Source organism: Phaeospirillum tilakii (assembly GCF_042683125.1).
Taxonomy (GTDB): Bacteria; Pseudomonadota; Alphaproteobacteria; order Rhodospirillales; family Magnetospirillaceae; genus Phaeospirillum; species Phaeospirillum tilakii.
The window spans coordinates 23136-41203 of sequence record NZ_JBHUIY010000035.1; the positions used below are offsets into that span (position 1 = coordinate 23136).

Genomic DNA, 18068 nt, shown 5'->3' on the forward strand with positions numbered 1-18068 from the left:
AAGTCCGATGCGGTCATAACGCGCCCTCTTCGATGGCGTGGAGCGCGGCGATGGTCCCGTCGGCCTCGGTCAGCAGGTCGACCACGCCGCAGGACACCAGGCGGGGGATGGTTCGGTCGGGGTTCAGGATTGCGGCGGCGGCATGGCGGCCGGGAGGAATTTCGCCCCGGAGGACGGCGGCGACGGTCATCGCCGCCATCGCCCCGGTCAGCGCGGCGTTGCCGGTGCCACGCAGCACGGTGGTGCGCGTTGTCGCCCGGCCGTCGCGCCAGCCGTCCAGTTGCAGCAGATGCAGCACGAAGCGCGTTTGTCCGCCGAGGTCGAGCCGGCTGGCCTGGCACAACAGCCGCGCTCCCGCCTCGGGGCCAAGCCCGTGGACGCAGGCGAAGGCGCTGGTGACGTGCCGCCCGCACAGCACGGTGTACCAGGCACCGTGTTCCAGCCGCAGCGCGCGCGCCAGCCGTTCCGCTTCGGGGGTCAGGTAGGCCAGCAGGGTGGTCGGGACGGGGAACAGCGGCACGGCGGTTTCGCCGTTCCGGACCGGCGGGGCGGGATGGCGGCCGCCCCGCCACACCGTTCCCGACCGGCCGATGCCGTCGGCCGCCGCCTGGAGGTAATCAAGGGCGGCCGTGGGGGTGAAGGTGTCACGCAGCCCGAAATAGCTGGTCAGGCCGTCGACCCGGCTCCAGCCTCGTCCCGCCGCCCAGCGGGGCAGCAATCCGGTCAGTCCGGGGTGCAAGCCGGCTGAAATCACCGCGATCCGCCCCCGCCGTCGGTATTCGCCGGGGTCGAGCGCGGCTTCCAGCCGTTCATCACCTCCGACGTCGACGTAATCCGCCCCCGCCCGCAACGCCGCCCGCGCCACCCGGTCGCCGATCGCCTGGGTCGGGCCGGCGCAATTGAGCACCACCCGGCAGTCCCGGACGAAACGGTCGAGTGCGGCGTCGTCGCCGGCGTCGACCCCGGCGGCCTCACTGCCGCCCAGGCTGGCGGCCAGCCGTTGCGCCGTCTCGGCGTCGCGTCCGCCGATCCGCAGCCGCGCCAGCCCCAGCGCGGCGATCTGTCGCGCGACCGCCGTTCCGACGTCGCCATAGCCGCCGACCAGTCCGACGATCATGCCGGCACCCCCGGCCCCGGATGCCGTTTCGGCTGCGCCGCCGGTCCGGCTTCGGGCACCAGCCGCCAGCCATGGGCGCGGCGGCGCTCGCGCCAGAACGCGGCGTAGCGGCCGTTGCGGGCGAGCAGGTCGCGGTGGTTGCCCGATTCGACCAGCCGGCCGCCATCCAGCACCAGGATCCGGTCGGCCGCTGCGATGGTCGGCAGCCGGTGGGCGATCACCACCACGGTGGCCCGCTGTTTCAGGCGCTGGATCGTCGCCTGGACGAAATGCTCGTTCTCGGGGTCGAGCGCGGCGGTGGCCTCGTCAAGCAGGACGATCGGGGCATCCTTCAGCACCGCCCGCGCCAGCGCCACCCGCTGGCGTTCGCCCCCCGACAACAGCGAGCCGGCTTCGCCCACCGGCGTGTTCCAGCCCTGGGGCAGCCGGGCGACGATCTCTTCCACCCCGGCCAGCCGGGCCGCCTCGCGCACCTCGTCCTCGCCGGCGTCGGGCCGCCCGATCCGGATGTTGGCCTCGATGGTGTCGTCGAACAGGTAGACCTCCTGCATCACCGGCGCCATTTGGGCCATCAGCGTCTCGGAATCCTGGGCGCGGACGTCGGTTCCTCCGACCAGGACGCGGCCGGACGAGACGTCGAAAAAACGCAGGAGCAGGCGGGTGATGGTGGTCTTGCCCGATCCCGACGGGCCGACGATCGCCGTCAGCGTCCGCGCCGGAATCTGGAACGACAAGTCGTGCAGGACCGGCTGGTCGGGGCGGTAGGCGAACGTCACCCGCTCGAACGCGATCGTCCCCGGGCGGGTCGGCGCCGCCGGGGTCGCCGGCTGGGGCAAGGCCGGCTGGTCGAAGATCTCGGCCAGCCGGTGCAGGTCGTTGGCCGCCATCCGCAGCAGGCCGGTGCGTCCCGCCGCCTCGGCCAGCGGTCCGGCGAAGCGGGCGGCCAATGCCAGCAGGGCGACCAGTTCGACCGGATCGACCGCGCCGGTCAGCGCCAGCGTCAGTCCGACCGAGATCAGGGCCAGAAAGGCGAGGTGGACCGACAGCCCGCCGACCAGCAGGCGCGGAATGGTATTGCGCAGCATCGATCCCCCCGCCGCCTGTTGGGCCGCGATCGCGGCGTCGAGCGGAGGATAGCCGTCGCTGGTGCGGCCGAAAGCGCGCAGCACCTGCTGGTGGCGGGCGAACTCGACCACCCGGTTGCCGGCTTCGGCCCCGGCCGCGTCGACCGCTTCCTCGGTGCGGCCGATCCAGCGCGACGACCAGCGGTGGGCCAGGTAGATCAACGGCACACACGCCAAGGTCGCCAGGCCCAGCCGCCAGTCGAACAGCAGCATCGCCAGGGCGATCGTCGCCGGGGTCAGCACCCCGCTGGCCACCGGAGTCATCAAATGGGCGAACACGTTGGTGACCATCATGGTCCCCCCGGTCGCGCTTTGAGCCAGCCGTCCGACCTTCTCGGAGGAAAACCAGCCCAGCGGCAAGGTGGCGACATGGTCGCCCAGACGGTCGTGCAGGGTGGTGAGCACCACCAGGGCCAGGGCGAACCCTTTCATCGTCTGCTGGTGGCGGGCAAGGTAGTACACCGCCACCGCGCCGGCCAGCGTCAGCAGCCACGGGGTCGCTCCGGCGGGGTCGGACGACAGCAGCGCCTTCAGCACCGGCACCAGCAAGGCGATCGCCGCCCCCTCCAGCACGGCGTAGGCCACCAGCCAGGCGAGATAGACCCGCAACGCCCCGGCGTGGCGCGGCCCCAGGATCTTGGCAAGGTCACGCAGCATCACAACGCCTCCATCGCGATGGCGTCGTCGTTGGCGCCTGACCGCCACATTCGGGCGTAGGGTCCTCCCGCCGCCAGCAACTCGGCATGGCGCCCCTGTTCGACGATCCGCCCGGATTCCAGCACAATGATCCGATCGGCCCCGGTGATGGTGGCCAGCCGATGGGCGATCACCAGCACGGTACGACCGCGCGCCACCACCGACAGCGCGTCCTGAATCTCCGCCTCGGATTCCGGGTCGGCGTGCGCGGTTGCCTCGTCGAGGATCAGCACCGGGGTATCGGCCAGAAGGGTCCGGGCGATCGACACGCGTTGCGCCTCGCCGCCGGAAAAGATCGCGTCCTCGCCCACCACCGATTGGTAGCCGCGCGGCAGCGCGAGGATGCGGTCGTGGATCCGCGCCGCCCGCGTCGCCGCGACCATCTCCGCGTCGCTGGCCGAGGGACGGCCGAGGCGGAGATTGTCCGCCACCGTTCCATGCACCAACTGCACGTCCTGCAACACGAACCCGACATGGCGGTACAGCCGGTCGGGGGCGATCTCGCGCACGTCGATTCCGCCGACCAGCACCGCGCCCCCGGTCACGTCGTAAAAACGGGGTACCAGTTTGGCCAGGGTCGATTTGCCCGCCCCCGACGGGCCGACCAGGGCGGTCACGGTGCCCGGCCGACAACACAGGGTGACGCCGGACAGCGCGTCGCGTCCGTCGTCGTAGCGGAAAGAGACCGAGTCGAAGCGGACCTCTCCGCCTTCGGGCCGGCGCGGCGACGGGTTGCTGGGCAGTTCGGGCGTGTCGAGCAGGCCGGCGATGCGGTCCGCCGCCGCCACCGCCTTGCGTTCGGCGGTCAGGCTCTGGTTGAGCGTCAGGATCGTCTGGGGCAAGGCGACCGCGACCAGGACCTCGGCCAGCAGGTCGACCGGGCCGATCCAGCCCCGGGCGATCATCGCCGCGCCACCACTCAGGCTGACCAGGAGAATCACCGGCGTCGACAGCGCCATCGAACTGATCGCCTCCAGTTGCAGCAGCGGCCGCACCCAGCCGGCGTAGCGTTCGCCGAAATCGCGGACCGCGCGCCGATACCCCTGGTGGGCGCGCCCGGTCTGTCCGAACGCCTTGACCACCGCGATGCCGTGGACGAATTCGATGATCGCCGCGCTGACCCGGGAAAAACTGGCGTCAAGCTGGGTCATCTTGTCGGCGAACCCGCGCATCATCCAGGCGTAGGCGGCGCCATAGATCGGCAGGGTAGCGACGGCCAGCAGGGCCAGCCGCCAGTCCAGCCACATCAGGTAGGCGAGGCCCCCGGCCGGCAGCAGGATCGCCCCGGCCAGTTCGACGTAATGGTGGGCGACCAGATGGTGCAGGTCGTCGAGGTCGCTTTGCACCGCCTTGCGGACCGCGCCCGAGGTGCGGTCGGAATACCAGCCCAGCGGGACTCGCCCCAGCTTGCGCACCAGGGCCCGGCGCAGGATCGCCTGGAGGCGGTGGTCGGCGATGTGGGTCAGCCACAATCCGCCGCCGGTGCAGCTCCAGCCGACCACCAGTCCGGCGACCACCACGGCGGCGATGGCCACCAACTCGCCCGGATCGGCCGGTCCCGGCCGCAGCAGGGCGCGTCCCAGTTCGACGATGCCGATGAAGGGAATCAGGCCGGTCAGCGCGCCCAGGCCGCCCAGGCCGGTTCCGGCCCGGATCATCCCCATCACCGGTTGCCGCAGCGCGCGCAGCGCGCGGGCGTCGTCGGGGGCGCTCACCGGGCCCCTCCCAGCGCGGCGGCAAGATGGTCGGTCACCACCGTGACGTGGGGCGGCTCGACCACGCTGAAATGGTTGCCGGGCACGTCGATGAGGCGGAAGTCGCCGAGGCAGACCTTTTCCCAGAACGGCACCGCCAGATGCCCCACGCCGGCGGTGATGCCGAAGGATTGCTGTTCCCGGCAGCGCAGATAGGTCATGTCGCCGACATAGGGCGGCGGGTCGAAGCGGGCGGCGCGCATGCTGTGGCGGCAAACCCGGAACAGCGCCGGCACCAGTTCCGGCCCCACCGGCACTCCGGCCTGGGCGGTCATCGCCCGGGCGTAGTCGGCCAGGCGGTCCTGCTGCGGGCGCGCCGCCTGCCGCCGCGCCGCCGCCGCGACCGCTTCGAGCCCGGGATCACCGCCGAGCCGCCCCATCGCTCCGGCGGGAATGCGCTGGTTGCCGCCGGTGGTCAGCGTTTCGATCGCGCGGTAGACGTCGGCAGGGTCGATGTCGGCGCCGAACACCGCCGTGACCGGATCAAGGTTGAGGTTGGGAACGAAGATCGCCTCGAACGCCAGTTCCTCGTCGGTGTCGATGAACATCGGGATGCTGTCGACCAGGGTCAGGTCGCACACGTCGAGGCCGCGTTCCAACAACCTTCGCGCGACCTCGGTCGCCAGCAATCCTCCCAGGCAATAGCCGACCAACTGGAAACGGCGGTGCCCGGCCTCGGCCAGCCGCCGGGCGTAATCGTCGGCCACCCGCCCGATCAGTTCGGCCGGTTCGAGCGCGAGGTAGCGTTCGGTGTCGGCGACGGCGATGCCGATCACCGGCCCCAGGGACTGGGCCGCCAGAGCGCGGCCAAGGTGCTGGAAATAATCCATCGTGCCCAGGGCGGCGTGGAACATCACGCGGGCCACCCCGTCGTCGCCGCCGCCGAACGGCAGCAGCAGGGCGTTGCTGTCCTGGCCGGCTGCCGGGACGGCCGGCGCGGGGACGGCCCGTGTTCCCGTTTCCGCTGCGGCGGACGGCGCGCGCAGGGTCCGGGCCAGGGCGGCGGCGGTTGGCTCGTTCAGCATCTGGCGCAACAAGGTGTCGTAGGCGAAGTCCCTGGCCTCGACCACCTCCTCGCGCAGGCGTCCGGCCACCCGGGCCAGGATCAGCGAATCCGCGCCGTGGTCGTAGAAATTGTCCTCCGGCGCCAGCCGGGCCAGGCCGAGGGCCTCGGCCCACAATGCGCACAGCCGCGCGGTCAGGCCATCCGCTTCGGCGGTGGCGGGGACGCCGGGATCGATCCCGCCCACCGGGATCCAGCCGGCCAGGGCGGCGCGGTCGAGCTTGCCGTTGCCGGTCAGCGGCAGGTGGTCGAGCGGTTGGATGTGGGCGGGCACCATGTGCGAGGGCAGCCGCGAGGCCAGGAAGGTGACCAGTTCGTCGGCACCGATCCGTTCCCGGTCGGCCTTGAAGCGTGCCGCCAGCATCCGGAGCCCGCAAGCCGCCAGTGGGGCGTCGTCCTCGGGCAGCGACAGCAGCAGGTCGCCTCCGGCGGCGGCGATCAACTCGCGCCACCGTTCGACCGGCAGGAATTTGGTGCCGCCGTGGGCGTGGTCGCCGCCGGCCGGTTCGATCATGAAGCCCTGGGTCAGCAGGATGTGGGGCAGGTCGGCGGTGGGCTCGGTCAGGATCAGCCAGCCCCCCGGAACGAGGGTGGTGGCGATCCGCGCCAGCGCGGCGGCGATGTCCGCGGTGCTGCTGAGCATCCCGGCGCACAGCACCACGTCGGCCGATTGCGGCGCGATCCCCTGGGCGGGCAGGTCGTCGTCAAGGTCGACGCGGCCGAAACGGACCCAGGGATGGTCGCGGAAACGCTCGCGCGCCTCGGACAGGAAGAAGGGGGTGACGTCGGTGAACAGGTAGTCGGCGTCATAGCCCTCCAACACCGGGATCACCGCCGCGCTGGTGGCGCCGGTTCCGGCGCCGAATTCGAGCAGGCGCAGCGCGGTGCCGCGTGGATGTCGCGCGGCGATGCGGTTGACCAGGGCCGCAACCGCCTGATTGTTGTGGCGCGAGATGGCGTCGTCGCGGTAAAGCGCGTGGGCGATGTCCTGCCGCCCCTCGGGGAACAGCAGCGTGAACGGAGTCTGCTCGCCGGCCAGCAGGGCGTGAATCCGCGCGGCGTGGGCGCGGTGGTAGCCGACGAAGTCCGGGGGAAACATGCCCTCCGCCCCCAGGCGGGCGACCCGGTCCCATGCCGCCGCGACATCAATGCCGTCGCGGCGCCGGAGGTAGTGGCCGGTTTCCGGCTCGGTCGCCAGCCATCCCGCCTGGGCCAGCAGGTCGAGCCAGCGCCGGGCCAGCCAATGATGGCGCCGGTCGATCCCGGTTTGGACGAGAATCGCCTCGGCATCGTGCGCCGTCGTCCGGTCGGCGAACAGCCCTCGCGTGGCGAAGGCGTCGAACATGGTGGCCAGCGCGGCGTCGCGCAGGGCGCCGACCGAATCGGCCACCCGTGATGCGTCCAGGTCGCGGAGATGGTCCTCGGCGAACCGCTGCACCACCGGCGCGAGCCGCAGCCACGCCTGCCGCTCCTCCTCGGCTGCGTCCGGCCGTCGCCGCGCCGGCTCGATGAAGCCAAGCAGGGTACGGTCGGCGCGGGTGCCCCCGGCCGCCACCACCACCGCCGCCGCGACGGCGGGATGGGCCAGCAGGGCCGCCTCGACTTCGCCCAGCTCGACGCGATGGCCGCGGATCTTGACCTGGCCGTCCTCGCGGCCAAGGAACTCAAGCAGGCCACCGGGGCGGTAGCGACCGAGGTCGCCGGTGCGGTACAGGCGCTGGCCATCGACGGGATGGGGGAAGAAGCGTTCGGCGGTCAACGCGGGGTCGTTCCAATAGCCGTCGGCAAGACCATCACCGGTAATGTACAACTCGCCGGTCACCCAGGCCGGAGCGTCGCGGAGCGCCTCGTCGAGCACGCGGAACCCCTGGTTGGCCAACGGCAAGCCATAGGGAATGCTGGTCCAGTCCGGATCGACCCTATCGATGCGGTGGTGGTTCGACCAGATCGACGCTTCGGTGGCGCCGCCCAGTCCGATCAGGTCCAGCCCCGGGACGAGACGGCGGATCTGGTCGGGCAGGGTGACGGGAATCCAGTCGCCCGACAGCAGGGCCAACCGCAGGGCGGGCAGGGGGCGGGGTTCGGTTTCGAGATAATTGGCCAGCATCTGCATCTGTGCCGGCACCGAGTTCCACAGCGTCACCCCATGGCGGGCGACCATCTCGGCCCAGTGTGACGGGTCGGCCCCCCGTTCGGGATCGGGCAGGACCAGGGTGCCGCCGGCCCCGAGCACGCCGAACACGTCGTAGACCGACAGGTCGAAGCCGAGTTGGGCCAGGCCAAGCATGCGGTCGGTCGCGCTGACGCCGAAGCGGCGGTTGATGTCGGCGACGGTGTTGAGGGCGGCGCGGTGGGAAATCATCACCCCTTTCGGCTCGCCGGTGGAGCCCGAGGTGTAGATCACATAGGCAAGGCGGTCGGGGGCGCCGTCATCCGTCTCGGGCAGTGTCTCCGCCGGGGCGATCCGGTCCACCGCCAGGGCCTCGACCCCGGCCGGCGCCTCTGCGGCGACCGGCAGCCAGGATTGGGTCAGCATCAGGCGCGGGCCGGCGTTGGCCAGCACCCGGTCGCGCCGCTGGCGCGGTTGACGCGCCTCGAACGGCAGGTAGGCGGCACCGGCCAGCAGCACTCCGAGGGCCGCCACCACCTGCTCGGGCCCCTTGGCCATCACGATCGCCACCGGTTCGCCGGGAGCACAGCCCCGGTCACGCAGCGCCGTCGCCACCCCGGCGGCCCGCCGCGCCAGTTCGCCGTAGCTCAGGGTTCTCCCCGGCGCGATCACCGCCGTCGCCCCGGGGGTTTGGGCGGCATGGCGCAGCAGGGCGTGATGCAACATCCCGTCCGGCAACCGGGTGGCGGTGGCGTTGACGCGGGCGCGCTCGGCCCGCTGCCAGTCCGGCAGCGGCACCGGTTCGGTTCTGTCCCAGGCGGTGGCATCCTCGGCCAGGGCGGCGAGAAGGGCCAGCAGGGTGGCGAACATGTCATCGACCATGCCGTCGGGGAACACGCCCTGGCGGACGTCCCAGTTGATGTCCAGCCCGTCGGCGTCGTCGCGGACCTGGCAGTCAAGAACCACCTGGGGGGTCTGGGTCAGGCCGTGGCCGAACCGGGGGCCGCCTTCGGGGCGGGCGTCCAGGCCGATCGCGCTGGTGAACACCACCGGCATCAAAGCCGCCTCACGGCCGCGCCGACGCGCCAGTTCGCGCATGACCTCGACCCCGGAAAACAGGCGGTGGTCGAGGTCGTCGAGCATCCGCGCGGCCAGATGGGCCGCCTGTTCGGTGAAACCGCGCGGCCCGGGCGCCTCGACCTCCAGCAGGCTGACCGAGGTGAAATCGCCGACCAGATCATTGACCTGGGGGTGGAGCGGAAAACGGTTGAGCAGGGTCAGGTTGAGGCTGAACCGCTGGCGCCGGCTCCAGCGTTGCAGCACGGCGGCGTAGGAGGCCAGTACCGGGATCGATGCCGTCAGCCCGCGCGCGGCGGCGTGGCGGCGCAGGGACTCCCACGCCGCCCTGCCCAGGCGGCCGTGATGGCGGACGAAGCGGGGCAAGGTGGCGACGGTGGCGGGGGCGCGCGGCAGATCGGGCGCGGCGGGCAATTGGTCGAGACGATCCAGCCAGTAGCGGCGGTCGCGGCGGTATCGCGCGGTGTCGCGCAGCCGCCGTTCGGCGAGCAAATAGTCGCGGAAGGTGATTTCAAGCGGCGGCAGCCGATCGTCCCGGCCGGCCAGGATCTGGTCGAGTTCGGTGAACAGGATGCCGGCGCTGGCCCAGTCGGCGATCAGGGCGTCGAGTGAGACGTGGAGGATGTCGCCCCCGTCGGTGCGGGTCAGCCGCAATTCGAACAGCGGCCAGATGTCGGTGGGGTAAAGGCGGTGGTCCATCTCGGCCCGGATCGCCGTCAGTGTCGCGTTGACGGTGGCGGACGGGGCGCCACGGCAGTCGGTGACGGCCAGGCGGTAATGCGGCACCGTGTCGAGGACGCGCTGGTGTCCGTCGGTCGCGATCACCGCGCGCAGCATGTCGTGGCGGGCGATCAGCCGGTTCCAGGCCGCTTCCAGTCGTTCGGGGGCGGCTTCGGGAAAGGTCGCCTCCAGGTAGCCGTGGCAGGCGACCCCCCCATGGCCGAACGAATCCTGCCGGCCCAGCAGGTAGGCCGCCTGCACGTCGGTCAGCGGGAACGGCTGGTGCCGTGCCGCCGGATCGGGTTCGACGACGACGCTGTGGTCGGCCGACAGCAGGTCGAGGATCTGCCCCTTGTGGGTGCGCAGCAAACCCATCCGCTCGGCGGTCAGCAGCCCTTTCGGCGCGCGGAACTGAAGCTTTCCGGCCTCGGCCCACAGGTCGACCCCCAGCGTTTCCAGCTCCGTGACCAGTTTGGCGACATCCATCGTGGCGATGCTCCCCGCGTCATGATGCAAACGATTTTCATTATCAGCATTGGATGACAATACGGCGTGGGGGAGGGCGTCTCTCGCCGAAACGGTGCCGTTCTTTACCCGGATCGGAATTTTCTGGCCGGGGCGGGGCTCATGCCGCTCGGCGAATCAATTGATCCGTTGGATCCATGCATGCCGAGACGCTGACGCTCAACGCCGCGCGGGCTGGCCGGCCGCCAGAGGGATCATTTCAAGGGGCGGCCGGGATCAGGGCCCTTTTTCCTGATCCTCCCAGCCCAGGCCGAGGGCCTTTTGCAGGGCGGCGTAGTCCCGGGTCAGGTCGGCTTCGGCTCCGGACAGGGTCTCGGCCGCGGAGACGCGCTGGTCCTCGGCGTCAATGAGCTGGAGACGCGACGCGGTTCCGCCCTGTTCGCGTTGACGCAGCAGGACGACGCTGCGTTCGGCCGCCGCCAGGGTGCGAGCGAAGCCGGCGATCCGGGTTCGGCTGGCGTGGAAACGGGCCAGGGCGTCTTCCGCATCGCGCAACGCGGCCAGCACGACGCCGCGATAACGGGCTTCGGTCTCGTCGCGCCGGGCCTCGGCCTGGGCCAGCATGGCCCCGGCGCGGCCAAAATCCAGGAAGGTCCATTCGATACGGGGCAAGGCGAACAGGGACAGGTCATCCAGTCGGCTCAGGCTGGACAGGTCGGTGCCGCCGACTCCCAGGCTGCCCAACAGGGTGACCTTGGGGAAACGCTCGGCGGCGGCGACGCCGATCGCGGCGGTGTCGGCCGCAAGTGTCCGTTCGGCGGCGCGGATATCGGGACGTCGCCGCAGCAAGGCCGCCGGGTTGTCCACCGTCACCACCGCCGGCGGCAGGGGGGCCGGGCGGGGCGGGGCCAGTTCGGCGTCGAGGGTGCCGGGAACGGTGCCGCTCAGCACCGCCAGTGCGTCAAGCAGCGCCGCCGTTTCCGCTTCGAGCCGGGCGATGCGGGCCCGTGGCTCCTCGATTCGCATCCGCTGGCGTTCGATGTCGAGTTCGGTGGCGGTGCCCTGGTCATGACGCTGTCGCATCAGATCCAGCGCCTGCTGACGCAGCGCCAGGGTCTCGCGCGCCAGGGCCAGCCGCCGTTGCCGGTCGCGTAAGTCGGCGTAGGTCCGCACCAGTTCGGCCGACAGGCCGAGCCGGGCGTCGGCCAGGCTGGCCTGGGCCGCCTCGGCGCGGGCCAGGGCGGCTTCGGCGCCTCGGCGTTGTCGGCCGAACAGATCGACTTCCCAACTGGCGTTGAAGCCGAGACTGTAATAGTCGAAATCCTCCGATCCGCCGGCGCCGTCGCGGATCGCGCCGAAATCGACGTCGGACAGATGGCCATGCAGGTAGAGTCCCTGGGCGCCGGCACGGGGGAACAAATCGGCCCGCCGTGCCGCCAGCACCGCGAGCGCCGCCCGGGTCCGCGCCCGGGTCGCCGCGATGTCGGCGTTGCCGGCCAGGGCCCGCCCCACCAGACGGTCGAGCAGCGGGTCGCCCAATCCCTCCCACCAGGACGCCAGCGCCGGCGGGGCCCCGTCCGCCGGTCCGGCGCGGACGAACGGGGCGGCCGGGGGAACCGTTTCAGGCGGTCCGGCATAGTCCGGCCCCAGCATCATGCAGCCGGGCAGGCACAGCGCGGCGAGGAGGGCGGCGGGGGCGGGCGCTTTCCGCATCTCAGCGCGCCATCGCTTCGGCGCCGGAGCGCAGGGGGCGCAGGAACACCACCAGCACGGTCACGACCGCGACGCCGGTGCCCAGAAGCCAGAACAGATCGTTGAAGGTCATCACCAGGGCCTGTTGTTGGATGATCCGGGCCAGGGACACCATTCCGGCGACGGACTCGCCCTGTCCCAGCAGGGTGAGATAGTCGTGGGTCGATACGGCGTTGGCCGACAGCGTCTCCTCGATCCGTCGGCTGTGCAGCCAGAGGCGTTGATCCTGGAGGGTGGCGATGCCGGCCAGGGCGATCGATCCCCCCATGTTGCGGGCGGCATTGAACAGCCCGGCCGCGTCGCCGGCCTGGTCGGGGGGAACCGAGGTCATCGCCGCCTGATTGAGGAACAGGATCCCCAGCACCTGCCCCACGCCGCGCAGCAATTGCGACAGCACGAAGTCTCCGCCGACCGAATCCGCCGTCAGCCCGGTTTCCAGCCAGCAACTGACCGCCATTGTCAGCAGGCCGAGGGCGACGGCGATCCGGATGTCGAGGCCGCGCATCAGCAGCGGCGTCAGCGGCATCAGGATCAGCGAGGGGACGCCGCCCAGCAGCACGATCCGGCCCGCCTGCGACGCGTTGTAGTCGGCGATGGCGGCGAGGAACTGAGGGATCAGGTAGGATGTGCCGTACAGCACCATGCCCAGCAGGATGCCCATCATCACCACGCTGCCGAACTGGGGGTCGAGCAGCAGGCGCAGCCGGATCACCGGCCGGCGTGCCATCATCTGGCCGGCCAGCAGCAGCGCGAAGCCCAGTCCGGCGGCGAGGCAGAGGCGAAGAATCAGCGCGGATTCGAACCATTGTTCACGCTGCCCCTCCTCCAACACCACGGTGAGGCAGCCGAGACCGAGGGTCATGCCGCCGATTCCCAGCCAGTCGGCCTCGCGGATCAGTCCGAGGTTGGAGCGCTCGTGCCGCAATCCGGTCAGGAGCAGGGTGGCCAGGGCGATCCCGATCGGCAGGTTGATGAAGAAGGCGGCGCGCCAGCTGACCGTATCGGTCAGCATGCCGCCGACCAGGGGGCCGAGCACCGGTCCCAGGATCGCGGTCATGCCGAACAGGGCATTGCCCATCATCTGCCGGTGCGGCGGCAGGCGGGTGGCGATGATGGTCATCGCGGTCGGAATCATCGCTCCGCCGCTCAGGCCCTGGCCACTGCGCCCGACGATTATCATCGCGAGCGAGGTGGACAGGCCGCACAGGATCGAGAAGGCGGTGAACAGCCCGGCCACCAGCAGCAGGAAACTGCGCAGCCCCAGCAGGCGCACCAGCCAGGCACTCAGCGGAATGATGACGATCTCGGCGACCAGGTAGGCGGTGGTGATCCAGGTGCCCTCGGTGGCGCTGGCGCCGATCTCGCCCTGGATCGTTGGCAGCGCGGCGTTGACGATCGAGATGTCGAGGGTGGCCATGAAGGCGCCCAGTGTGCCGGCGACCACCGCCAGCCAGGCGCCGGGTTCGGTCCGTTCTCCCTCGGGCCGTGGCGTGGCGGGGGTCATTGCGGCTGATCGGCCCGGGCCAGCCGGGTCAGCTCGTCCCGGGCCGAGCGGGTATCGACCTCGGCCTCGACCGACAGGCCAGGCACCAGCAGCGCCAGGAGCGCCGGGCTGGCGTCGATCGAGATCCGCACCGGGACGCGCTGGACGATCTTGGTGAAGTTGCCGGTGGCGTTCTGCGGCGGCAGCAGCGAAAACTGTGCTCCGGTGCCGGGGGCAAGGCTGGTCACTCGCCCCGCGAACGCGATGCCGGGCAGGGCGTCGACCTCCAGCCGGGCCGGCTGGCCCGTCCGCATCAGTCCGACCTGGGTTTCCTTGAAATTGGCCTCGACATACAGCCGGCCGACCGGGACCACGCTCATCATCCGCTGGCCGGGCTGGGCATACTGACCGACCCGGACGGTCAGGTTGCCGATCCGGCCGTTGGTGCTGGCGGTGATCAGGCTGGCCTCGACGTTGATCCGGGCCGCCTGCAACCGCGCCTCCGCGGCCCGGGCCTGAGCCATGGCCTGTTCCACCCCCGCTTCCAGCGCGGCCACCCGCCGTTCGGCGCTGGCCAGGGTGGCGCGCCGCGCTCCGAGCTGGGCACGGGCTTGGCGGGCCTCGGTGCGCAGTCGGGCCAGACTCTGTCGTGTTTCCGCCCCGGAGGCGGCCAGCGGTTCGTAGCGTGCCGCCTCGGCCTCGGCGAAACGGGTGTTTTCCTCGGCGACGTCGCGCTGGGCCCGCGCCTGTTCGATTCCCGCCCGCTGTTCACGGATTTGCGCCCGGGTGCTTTCGGCCAGGGCGTGGGCGACGCCAATCTGCGCCTCGGCCTGGGCCGCCTCGGCGCGGTAGTCGCGCGCATCGATTCGCACCAGCGGGTCTCCCGCCGCGACGTCCTGGTTGGCGGAGACGAACACCGCCTCGACGAGGCCGGCCACCTTCGACGACACCACGACGGAATCCGCCTGGACGTAGGCGTTGTTGGTCGATTGGAAGTAGCGTCCGTAGCTCTGGTGATAGAGACCCCCGGCGCAGGCCAGGATGGCCACGCCGCTGGCGAGGGCCAGCAGCACCGCCTTGCGAGGGCGTATCGATCGGGGCTTGTCCATAGGGTCCATCCGGCGCGTTGGAAAGCTGTGGCGCGATGATCGGGGATGGGTCCGTCGCGGCGCTACCCGGATCGGCTCGATTGGGGCCCGGATCGGTTCAAAATTCAGCGGATTGCGGCAATGGAGGGCGCGCGGCGGACGCGGCCCGCGTTACGGTGCCCGCTTCAAGGCGGACGGAGGGACGCCGAACTGCTTGCGGAAGGCGGCGGCGAAATGGCTGGCGTTGGTGTAGCCAAGTTCGGACGCCACCTCGGTCACCGAAAGTTCCCCCGCGCGCAGGCGGCGGCGCGCTTCCTGCATCCGCTCGTGCTGGAACAGGCCGTAGACGCTGTCGTCGAACATCAGGCGGAAGCCGCGCTTCAGCTTCAGGACGCTGAGGCCGACCTCGCGGGCCAACTCGGCGATCGTCGGCGGCTGGCTGAGGTCGGCGAGCAGCCGGTCGCGGGCTCGCCGCAACTTGCGCCGCTCCGCCGCGGGAAGCGGGGCGATGGGGTGGGGGCCGGCACCATGGGCTTCCAGTACCAGCCCGACCATGGCGAGGCCTTGTCCCAGCAGCCACAAGGACGAATGCCGCCCCGGCTCGCCGGTCAAGGCGTGGCAGAGTGTTGCCGCCGTTGCCGTCAGTTCGGCCACGGGCGGGCAGCGGGCGAAGCAGCGGCCGGACTGGATCGCCTGGTTCAGTGTGGAATCGACGCTGTCGCCCCAGCCGGCGAACAGGTCGGGGCGGACCATCACCGTCACGCTTTCGAAAGGGCCATTCTGGCCGAAACGGCCCCGGCAACCGGGATTGAACCCGATGCAGGCGGTGCCGGCGTCAAGCAGGTGTTCCAGGCTGCCGGCCCCGGATTCAAACCATTGCCGCGCACGGCCTTGCAGTGTGCAGGTGAAGTGGATCCGCTCGCTATCGTCGCGGATCGTCATCTCGACCGGACGGCTGAACCGGCCGCGCCAGATCAGAAGGTCGATCCCGTCCTGGGGAGAACGGGTGACCATGTGGCACGTCGAGGCCGGGTCGAGCCGCAGCACGGAGACATCCCGGATCAGGGTCGAGGCGGCGATCTCGGAATGAGTCGGATCGGACGGCTGGAACGTCATGGCAGACCTCGCACTGCCGCGCGGGGGCAAGATCGCACGGCAAAAGATAATGATAATCGTTATCATTGATAGGAGGTTTCGTCCGGCCCGTCGAGTCCGGTGCCGAGCCTGCCGTCACGAACAGACCCCAAGGGTGTTCCGGCCGATCAGGTCGTCGCCGTCGCCTGCACGGCCTCGGATACCTCACCCCGGCCGCGTTCGCCGTGAAGCGACGAGGGGGCTTCCGGTCGCCTCCTCGTGTGCTATCAGAGGGAGGGTGACCTATTGGTCGTCAGACGGATTGCTCCTGTTCGTGCCGCAAACGACGCTGTTCTACCTGCAGTGCCGAGATGATGTCTCTCCGGGAGGGTGAACGGGTCGTCATGGTCACTCTCCGGGAAAGGCGTCCGCGTAGATGGACTCGATCCTACGGGCTTTTTCGTCGGTCAATCCGGCGAATTCTTTATCCCGGGCGCGCTGGGAAAGCGTGTCGTTGTTCTGGTGCAGGAAGCGGAACAGCAGGTCACTGAGGCGGTCGGGCATGTCGATCATTGCCGCGACATGACGTTTGAATTGGTCATGGCGGGCCAGGAAGCAGAGCGGGAGAGGGCGGGCGGTATTTTTGCCCCCCGGGTTTAATCGGACAGTACGGAGCGAACGGTTTCAATCGGCAGGATCAGGACGCGCGGCCCCAGCGGGGAGGGGATAAAACCCAGACGACGGTAGAATTTGACCGCCCCGTCGTCGATCGCATGCACGATCACGGCGCGGACACCGGCGATGTCCGCGGCGGCGAGGCAACGCCGCAAGGCGTCGGAGACCAGGGCGCTGCCCAGGCCCATTCCGTGCCATGCCTGATCGACGGCGAGGCGGCCAATCAGCAGCAACGGGATTTCGTCCGGTGTTCCGGACCGAAGTCTTGCACTGGGCAGAACCCGCCGCTGTTCCATTGCGGTGGACAGCGCGTAATAGCCGACCACCCGTCCCGGAGGATCGGCGTCACAGACGACGTAGGTCCGGGCCGACAGGCCTTCGCTGGCAAGCGCCCGACGTTTCAGCCAATCGTCCAGAGGCGGGTGCCGGCCGTTTTGGAACGCGGCCAGATCGTGGCTCGGGGTCAAACGCTCTGGCGAGTGTACGCGCCGGGGCGGATCAGGCCCCTCTTTTTCCGGCATTACCGCTCCCAGGGAGCCGGGCGGGTCAGATGCTGACGGACTTCGTCGCTCGGCGCGGCGGGGGCGTCAAGGAGCGCCAGGAACTGCGCGTGTGCGTCGGGCTCCAGCAAGAACACCCGCTGATCCAGCAAGGTTTCCTCCGCCTGACGCCGGGCGCTGTCGAGCATGAATTCCGACAGCTTTTGTCCGCGCAACGCCGCCGCCCGGTTCAGCAGCGCCTTGGTCTCGGACGAGGCGCGGATCTGGATCACGTCGCCCTTGCGGGGCTGGGCTCTGGTCGGATGCGGTTCGGCGGACGTCATCAGGCACCTTCCTCTCTGACCGCAACCCTATCAGGTCTGTACTGACATCTTCAACACGTTAGCGGCTCTGTGGTTCGCCTCCGGTCAGGGCGAGGCCGATCATGTCCGACACCCGGCCGGCGGCACGTTTGACCGGATCGTTGGCGAGGTGGGCATAGCGGGCGGTGGTCTGGACCTGCGAATGGCCGAGCAGCTTGCCGATCATCGGCAACCCTTCCCCCAGCGCCAGGGCCCCGCTGGCATAGGAATGGCGCAGATCGTGGAGGCGGACATCACCCAGGCCGGCCTTGTCCCGAATACGCTGCCACGGGTGTTGCAGGTCGGTCAGCCGGGCGCCGGGCTTCTTGCCGGTGATGACAAACGGGTTGTCGTCCAACCTCTCGATGCTGTCCAGGATGGCGGCGGCGGTTTGGCCGAAATGCACCACCTTCGCCCCGGTTTTGGAGTCGGGTAGGCGCAGTTCCCGGGCCGCAGTGTCGACGTCCTCCCATTTCAGCGTCATGATTTCGCTCAGACGGCAGCCGGTCAGCATCAACAGCCGGATCGCGGTGATCGCCGATCGGGTCTCGGATCCATCCGCCTCGGCCTCGCGCAACGCCGTGCCGAGGGCGGCGAACTCGTCGGGGCTGAGAAAACGCTCACGCTTGCGCTCGACGTATTTCTTGACGTGCAGGCAGGGATTGCTGCCGTCCGGCCGTAATCCCCACACCTCGGCCAGATTGAACATTTTCGACAGGACGCCGAGGGTCCGGTTGGCCTGGTAGGGGATGTGGCTGAGCGATTGGTGCAGTTCGGCGATGTCGCGCCGCTCAATGTCGGTGACCTTGCGGGTCCCGATTTTCGGATTGATGAACAGCTCGACCGAACGCTTGTATTCGGCCTGGGTGCTCGGCTTGCAGCGCACCGCGACATGCTCTTTGAGAGCCCAACTCAAAAAGAGTTGAGCGGTTTCAGAGGGTTGTGATTCCGTTTTGTTGCGAGACGAAACGGAGAGAGATCGATGCCCTGGACCGAAACCGCCCGCCGTGAGTATCGGCGGGCGAACCG

The 18068-nt window shown here is 70.0% G+C and carries 12 protein-coding genes; all 12 read right to left on the reverse strand.

What is annotated here, in order from left to right; all coding sequences use genetic code 11:
* Positions 1-13 precede the first annotated feature (13 nt).
* Positions 14-1117, reverse strand: coding sequence for a saccharopine dehydrogenase NADP-binding domain-containing protein (locus ACFSNB_RS14815; RefSeq protein ID WP_377317927.1), 1104 nt, complete (start codon positions 1115-1117; stop codon positions 14-16).
* Positions 1114-2898: an ABC transporter ATP-binding protein gene (locus tag ACFSNB_RS14820; protein ID WP_377317929.1), complete on the reverse strand. Its 1785-nt coding sequence runs from the start codon at positions 2896-2898 to the stop codon at positions 1114-1116. The genes ACFSNB_RS14815 and ACFSNB_RS14820 overlap by 4 nt, the downstream gene beginning before the upstream one ends.
* A complete protein-coding gene (locus ACFSNB_RS14825; RefSeq protein ID WP_377317931.1) occupies positions 2898-4652 on the reverse strand; it encodes an ABC transporter ATP-binding protein in 1755 nt (584 codons plus the stop codon). The genes ACFSNB_RS14820 and ACFSNB_RS14825 overlap by 1 nt, the downstream gene beginning before the upstream one ends.
* Entirely contained in the window at positions 4649-10147 is a 5499-nt protein-coding gene (locus ACFSNB_RS14830; protein WP_377317933.1) for a non-ribosomal peptide synthetase, read from the reverse strand. The genes ACFSNB_RS14825 and ACFSNB_RS14830 overlap by 4 nt, the downstream gene beginning before the upstream one ends.
* A gap of 255 nt (positions 10148-10402) precedes the next feature.
* A complete protein-coding gene (locus ACFSNB_RS14835) occupies positions 10403-11839 on the reverse strand; it encodes an efflux transporter outer membrane subunit (protein WP_377317935.1) in 1437 nt (478 codons plus the stop codon).
* 1 nt (position 11840) lies between these two features.
* A complete protein-coding gene (locus ACFSNB_RS14840) occupies positions 11841-13382 on the reverse strand; it encodes a DHA2 family efflux MFS transporter permease subunit (RefSeq protein WP_377317937.1) in 1542 nt (513 codons plus the stop codon).
* Positions 13379-14470, reverse strand: coding sequence for an HlyD family secretion protein (locus tag ACFSNB_RS14845; RefSeq protein WP_377317939.1), 1092 nt, complete (start codon positions 14468-14470; stop codon positions 13379-13381). The genes ACFSNB_RS14840 and ACFSNB_RS14845 overlap by 4 nt, the downstream gene beginning before the upstream one ends.
* A gap of 150 nt (positions 14471-14620) precedes the next feature.
* Positions 14621-15565: a helix-turn-helix transcriptional regulator gene (locus ACFSNB_RS14850; protein WP_377317941.1), complete on the reverse strand. Its 945-nt coding sequence runs from the start codon at positions 15563-15565 to the stop codon at positions 14621-14623.
* Between the two features lie 366 nt (positions 15566-15931).
* Positions 15932-16096: a hypothetical protein gene (locus tag ACFSNB_RS14855; protein ID WP_377317943.1), complete on the reverse strand. Its 165-nt coding sequence runs from the start codon at positions 16094-16096 to the stop codon at positions 15932-15934.
* A gap of 83 nt (positions 16097-16179) precedes the next feature.
* Positions 16180-16719, reverse strand: a complete 540-nt coding sequence (locus ACFSNB_RS14860) for a GNAT family N-acetyltransferase (protein ID WP_377317945.1) — start codon at positions 16717-16719, stop codon at positions 16180-16182.
* Complete coding sequence (locus ACFSNB_RS14865) at positions 16719-17021, reverse strand: type II toxin-antitoxin system TacA family antitoxin (RefSeq protein WP_377317947.1); 303 nt, start codon at positions 17019-17021, stop codon at positions 16719-16721. Before ACFSNB_RS14865 ends, ACFSNB_RS14860 begins: the two co-directional genes overlap by 1 nt.
* Before the next feature lie 58 nt (positions 17022-17079).
* The gene (locus tag ACFSNB_RS14870; protein ID WP_377317949.1) at positions 17080-17955 is read right to left on the reverse strand and encodes a tyrosine-type recombinase/integrase; all 876 of its coding nucleotides are present in this window, start codon (positions 17953-17955) and stop codon (positions 17080-17082) included.
* Positions 17956-18068 lie beyond the last annotated feature (113 nt).

Excerpts from the sequence above, each read along its gene's own strand:
- ACFSNB_RS14815 (WP_377317927.1), bottom strand. The coding sequence starts at position 1,117 with ATGATCGTCGGACTGGTCGGCGGCTATGGCGACGTCGGAACGGCGGTC.
- ACFSNB_RS14820 (WP_377317929.1), bottom strand. The coding sequence starts at position 2,898 with ATGCTGCGTGACCTTGCCAAGATCCTGGGGCCGCGCCACGCCGGGGCG.
- ACFSNB_RS14830 (WP_377317933.1), bottom strand. The coding sequence starts at position 10,147 with ATGGATGTCGCCAAACTGGTCACGGAGCTGGAAACGCTGGGGGTCGAC.
- ACFSNB_RS14835 (WP_377317935.1), bottom strand. The coding sequence starts at position 11,839 with ATGCGGAAAGCGCCCGCCCCCGCCGCCCTCCTCGCCGCGCTGTGCCTG.
- ACFSNB_RS14840 (WP_377317937.1), bottom strand. The coding sequence starts at position 13,382 with ATGACCCCCGCCACGCCACGGCCCGAGGGAGAACGGACCGAACCCGGC.
- ACFSNB_RS14845 (WP_377317939.1), bottom strand. The coding sequence starts at position 14,470 with ATGGACAAGCCCCGATCGATACGCCCTCGCAAGGCGGTGCTGCTGGCC.
- ACFSNB_RS14850 (WP_377317941.1), bottom strand. The coding sequence starts at position 15,565 with ATGACGTTCCAGCCGTCCGATCCGACTCATTCCGAGATCGCCGCCTCG.
- ACFSNB_RS14855 (WP_377317943.1), bottom strand. The coding sequence starts at position 16,096 with ATGATCGACATGCCCGACCGCCTCAGTGACCTGCTGTTCCGCTTCCTG.
- ACFSNB_RS14860 (WP_377317945.1), bottom strand. The coding sequence starts at position 16,719 with ATGCCGGAAAAAGAGGGGCCTGATCCGCCCCGGCGCGTACACTCGCCA.
- ACFSNB_RS14865 (WP_377317947.1), bottom strand. The coding sequence starts at position 17,021 with ATGACGTCCGCCGAACCGCATCCGACCAGAGCCCAGCCCCGCAAGGGC.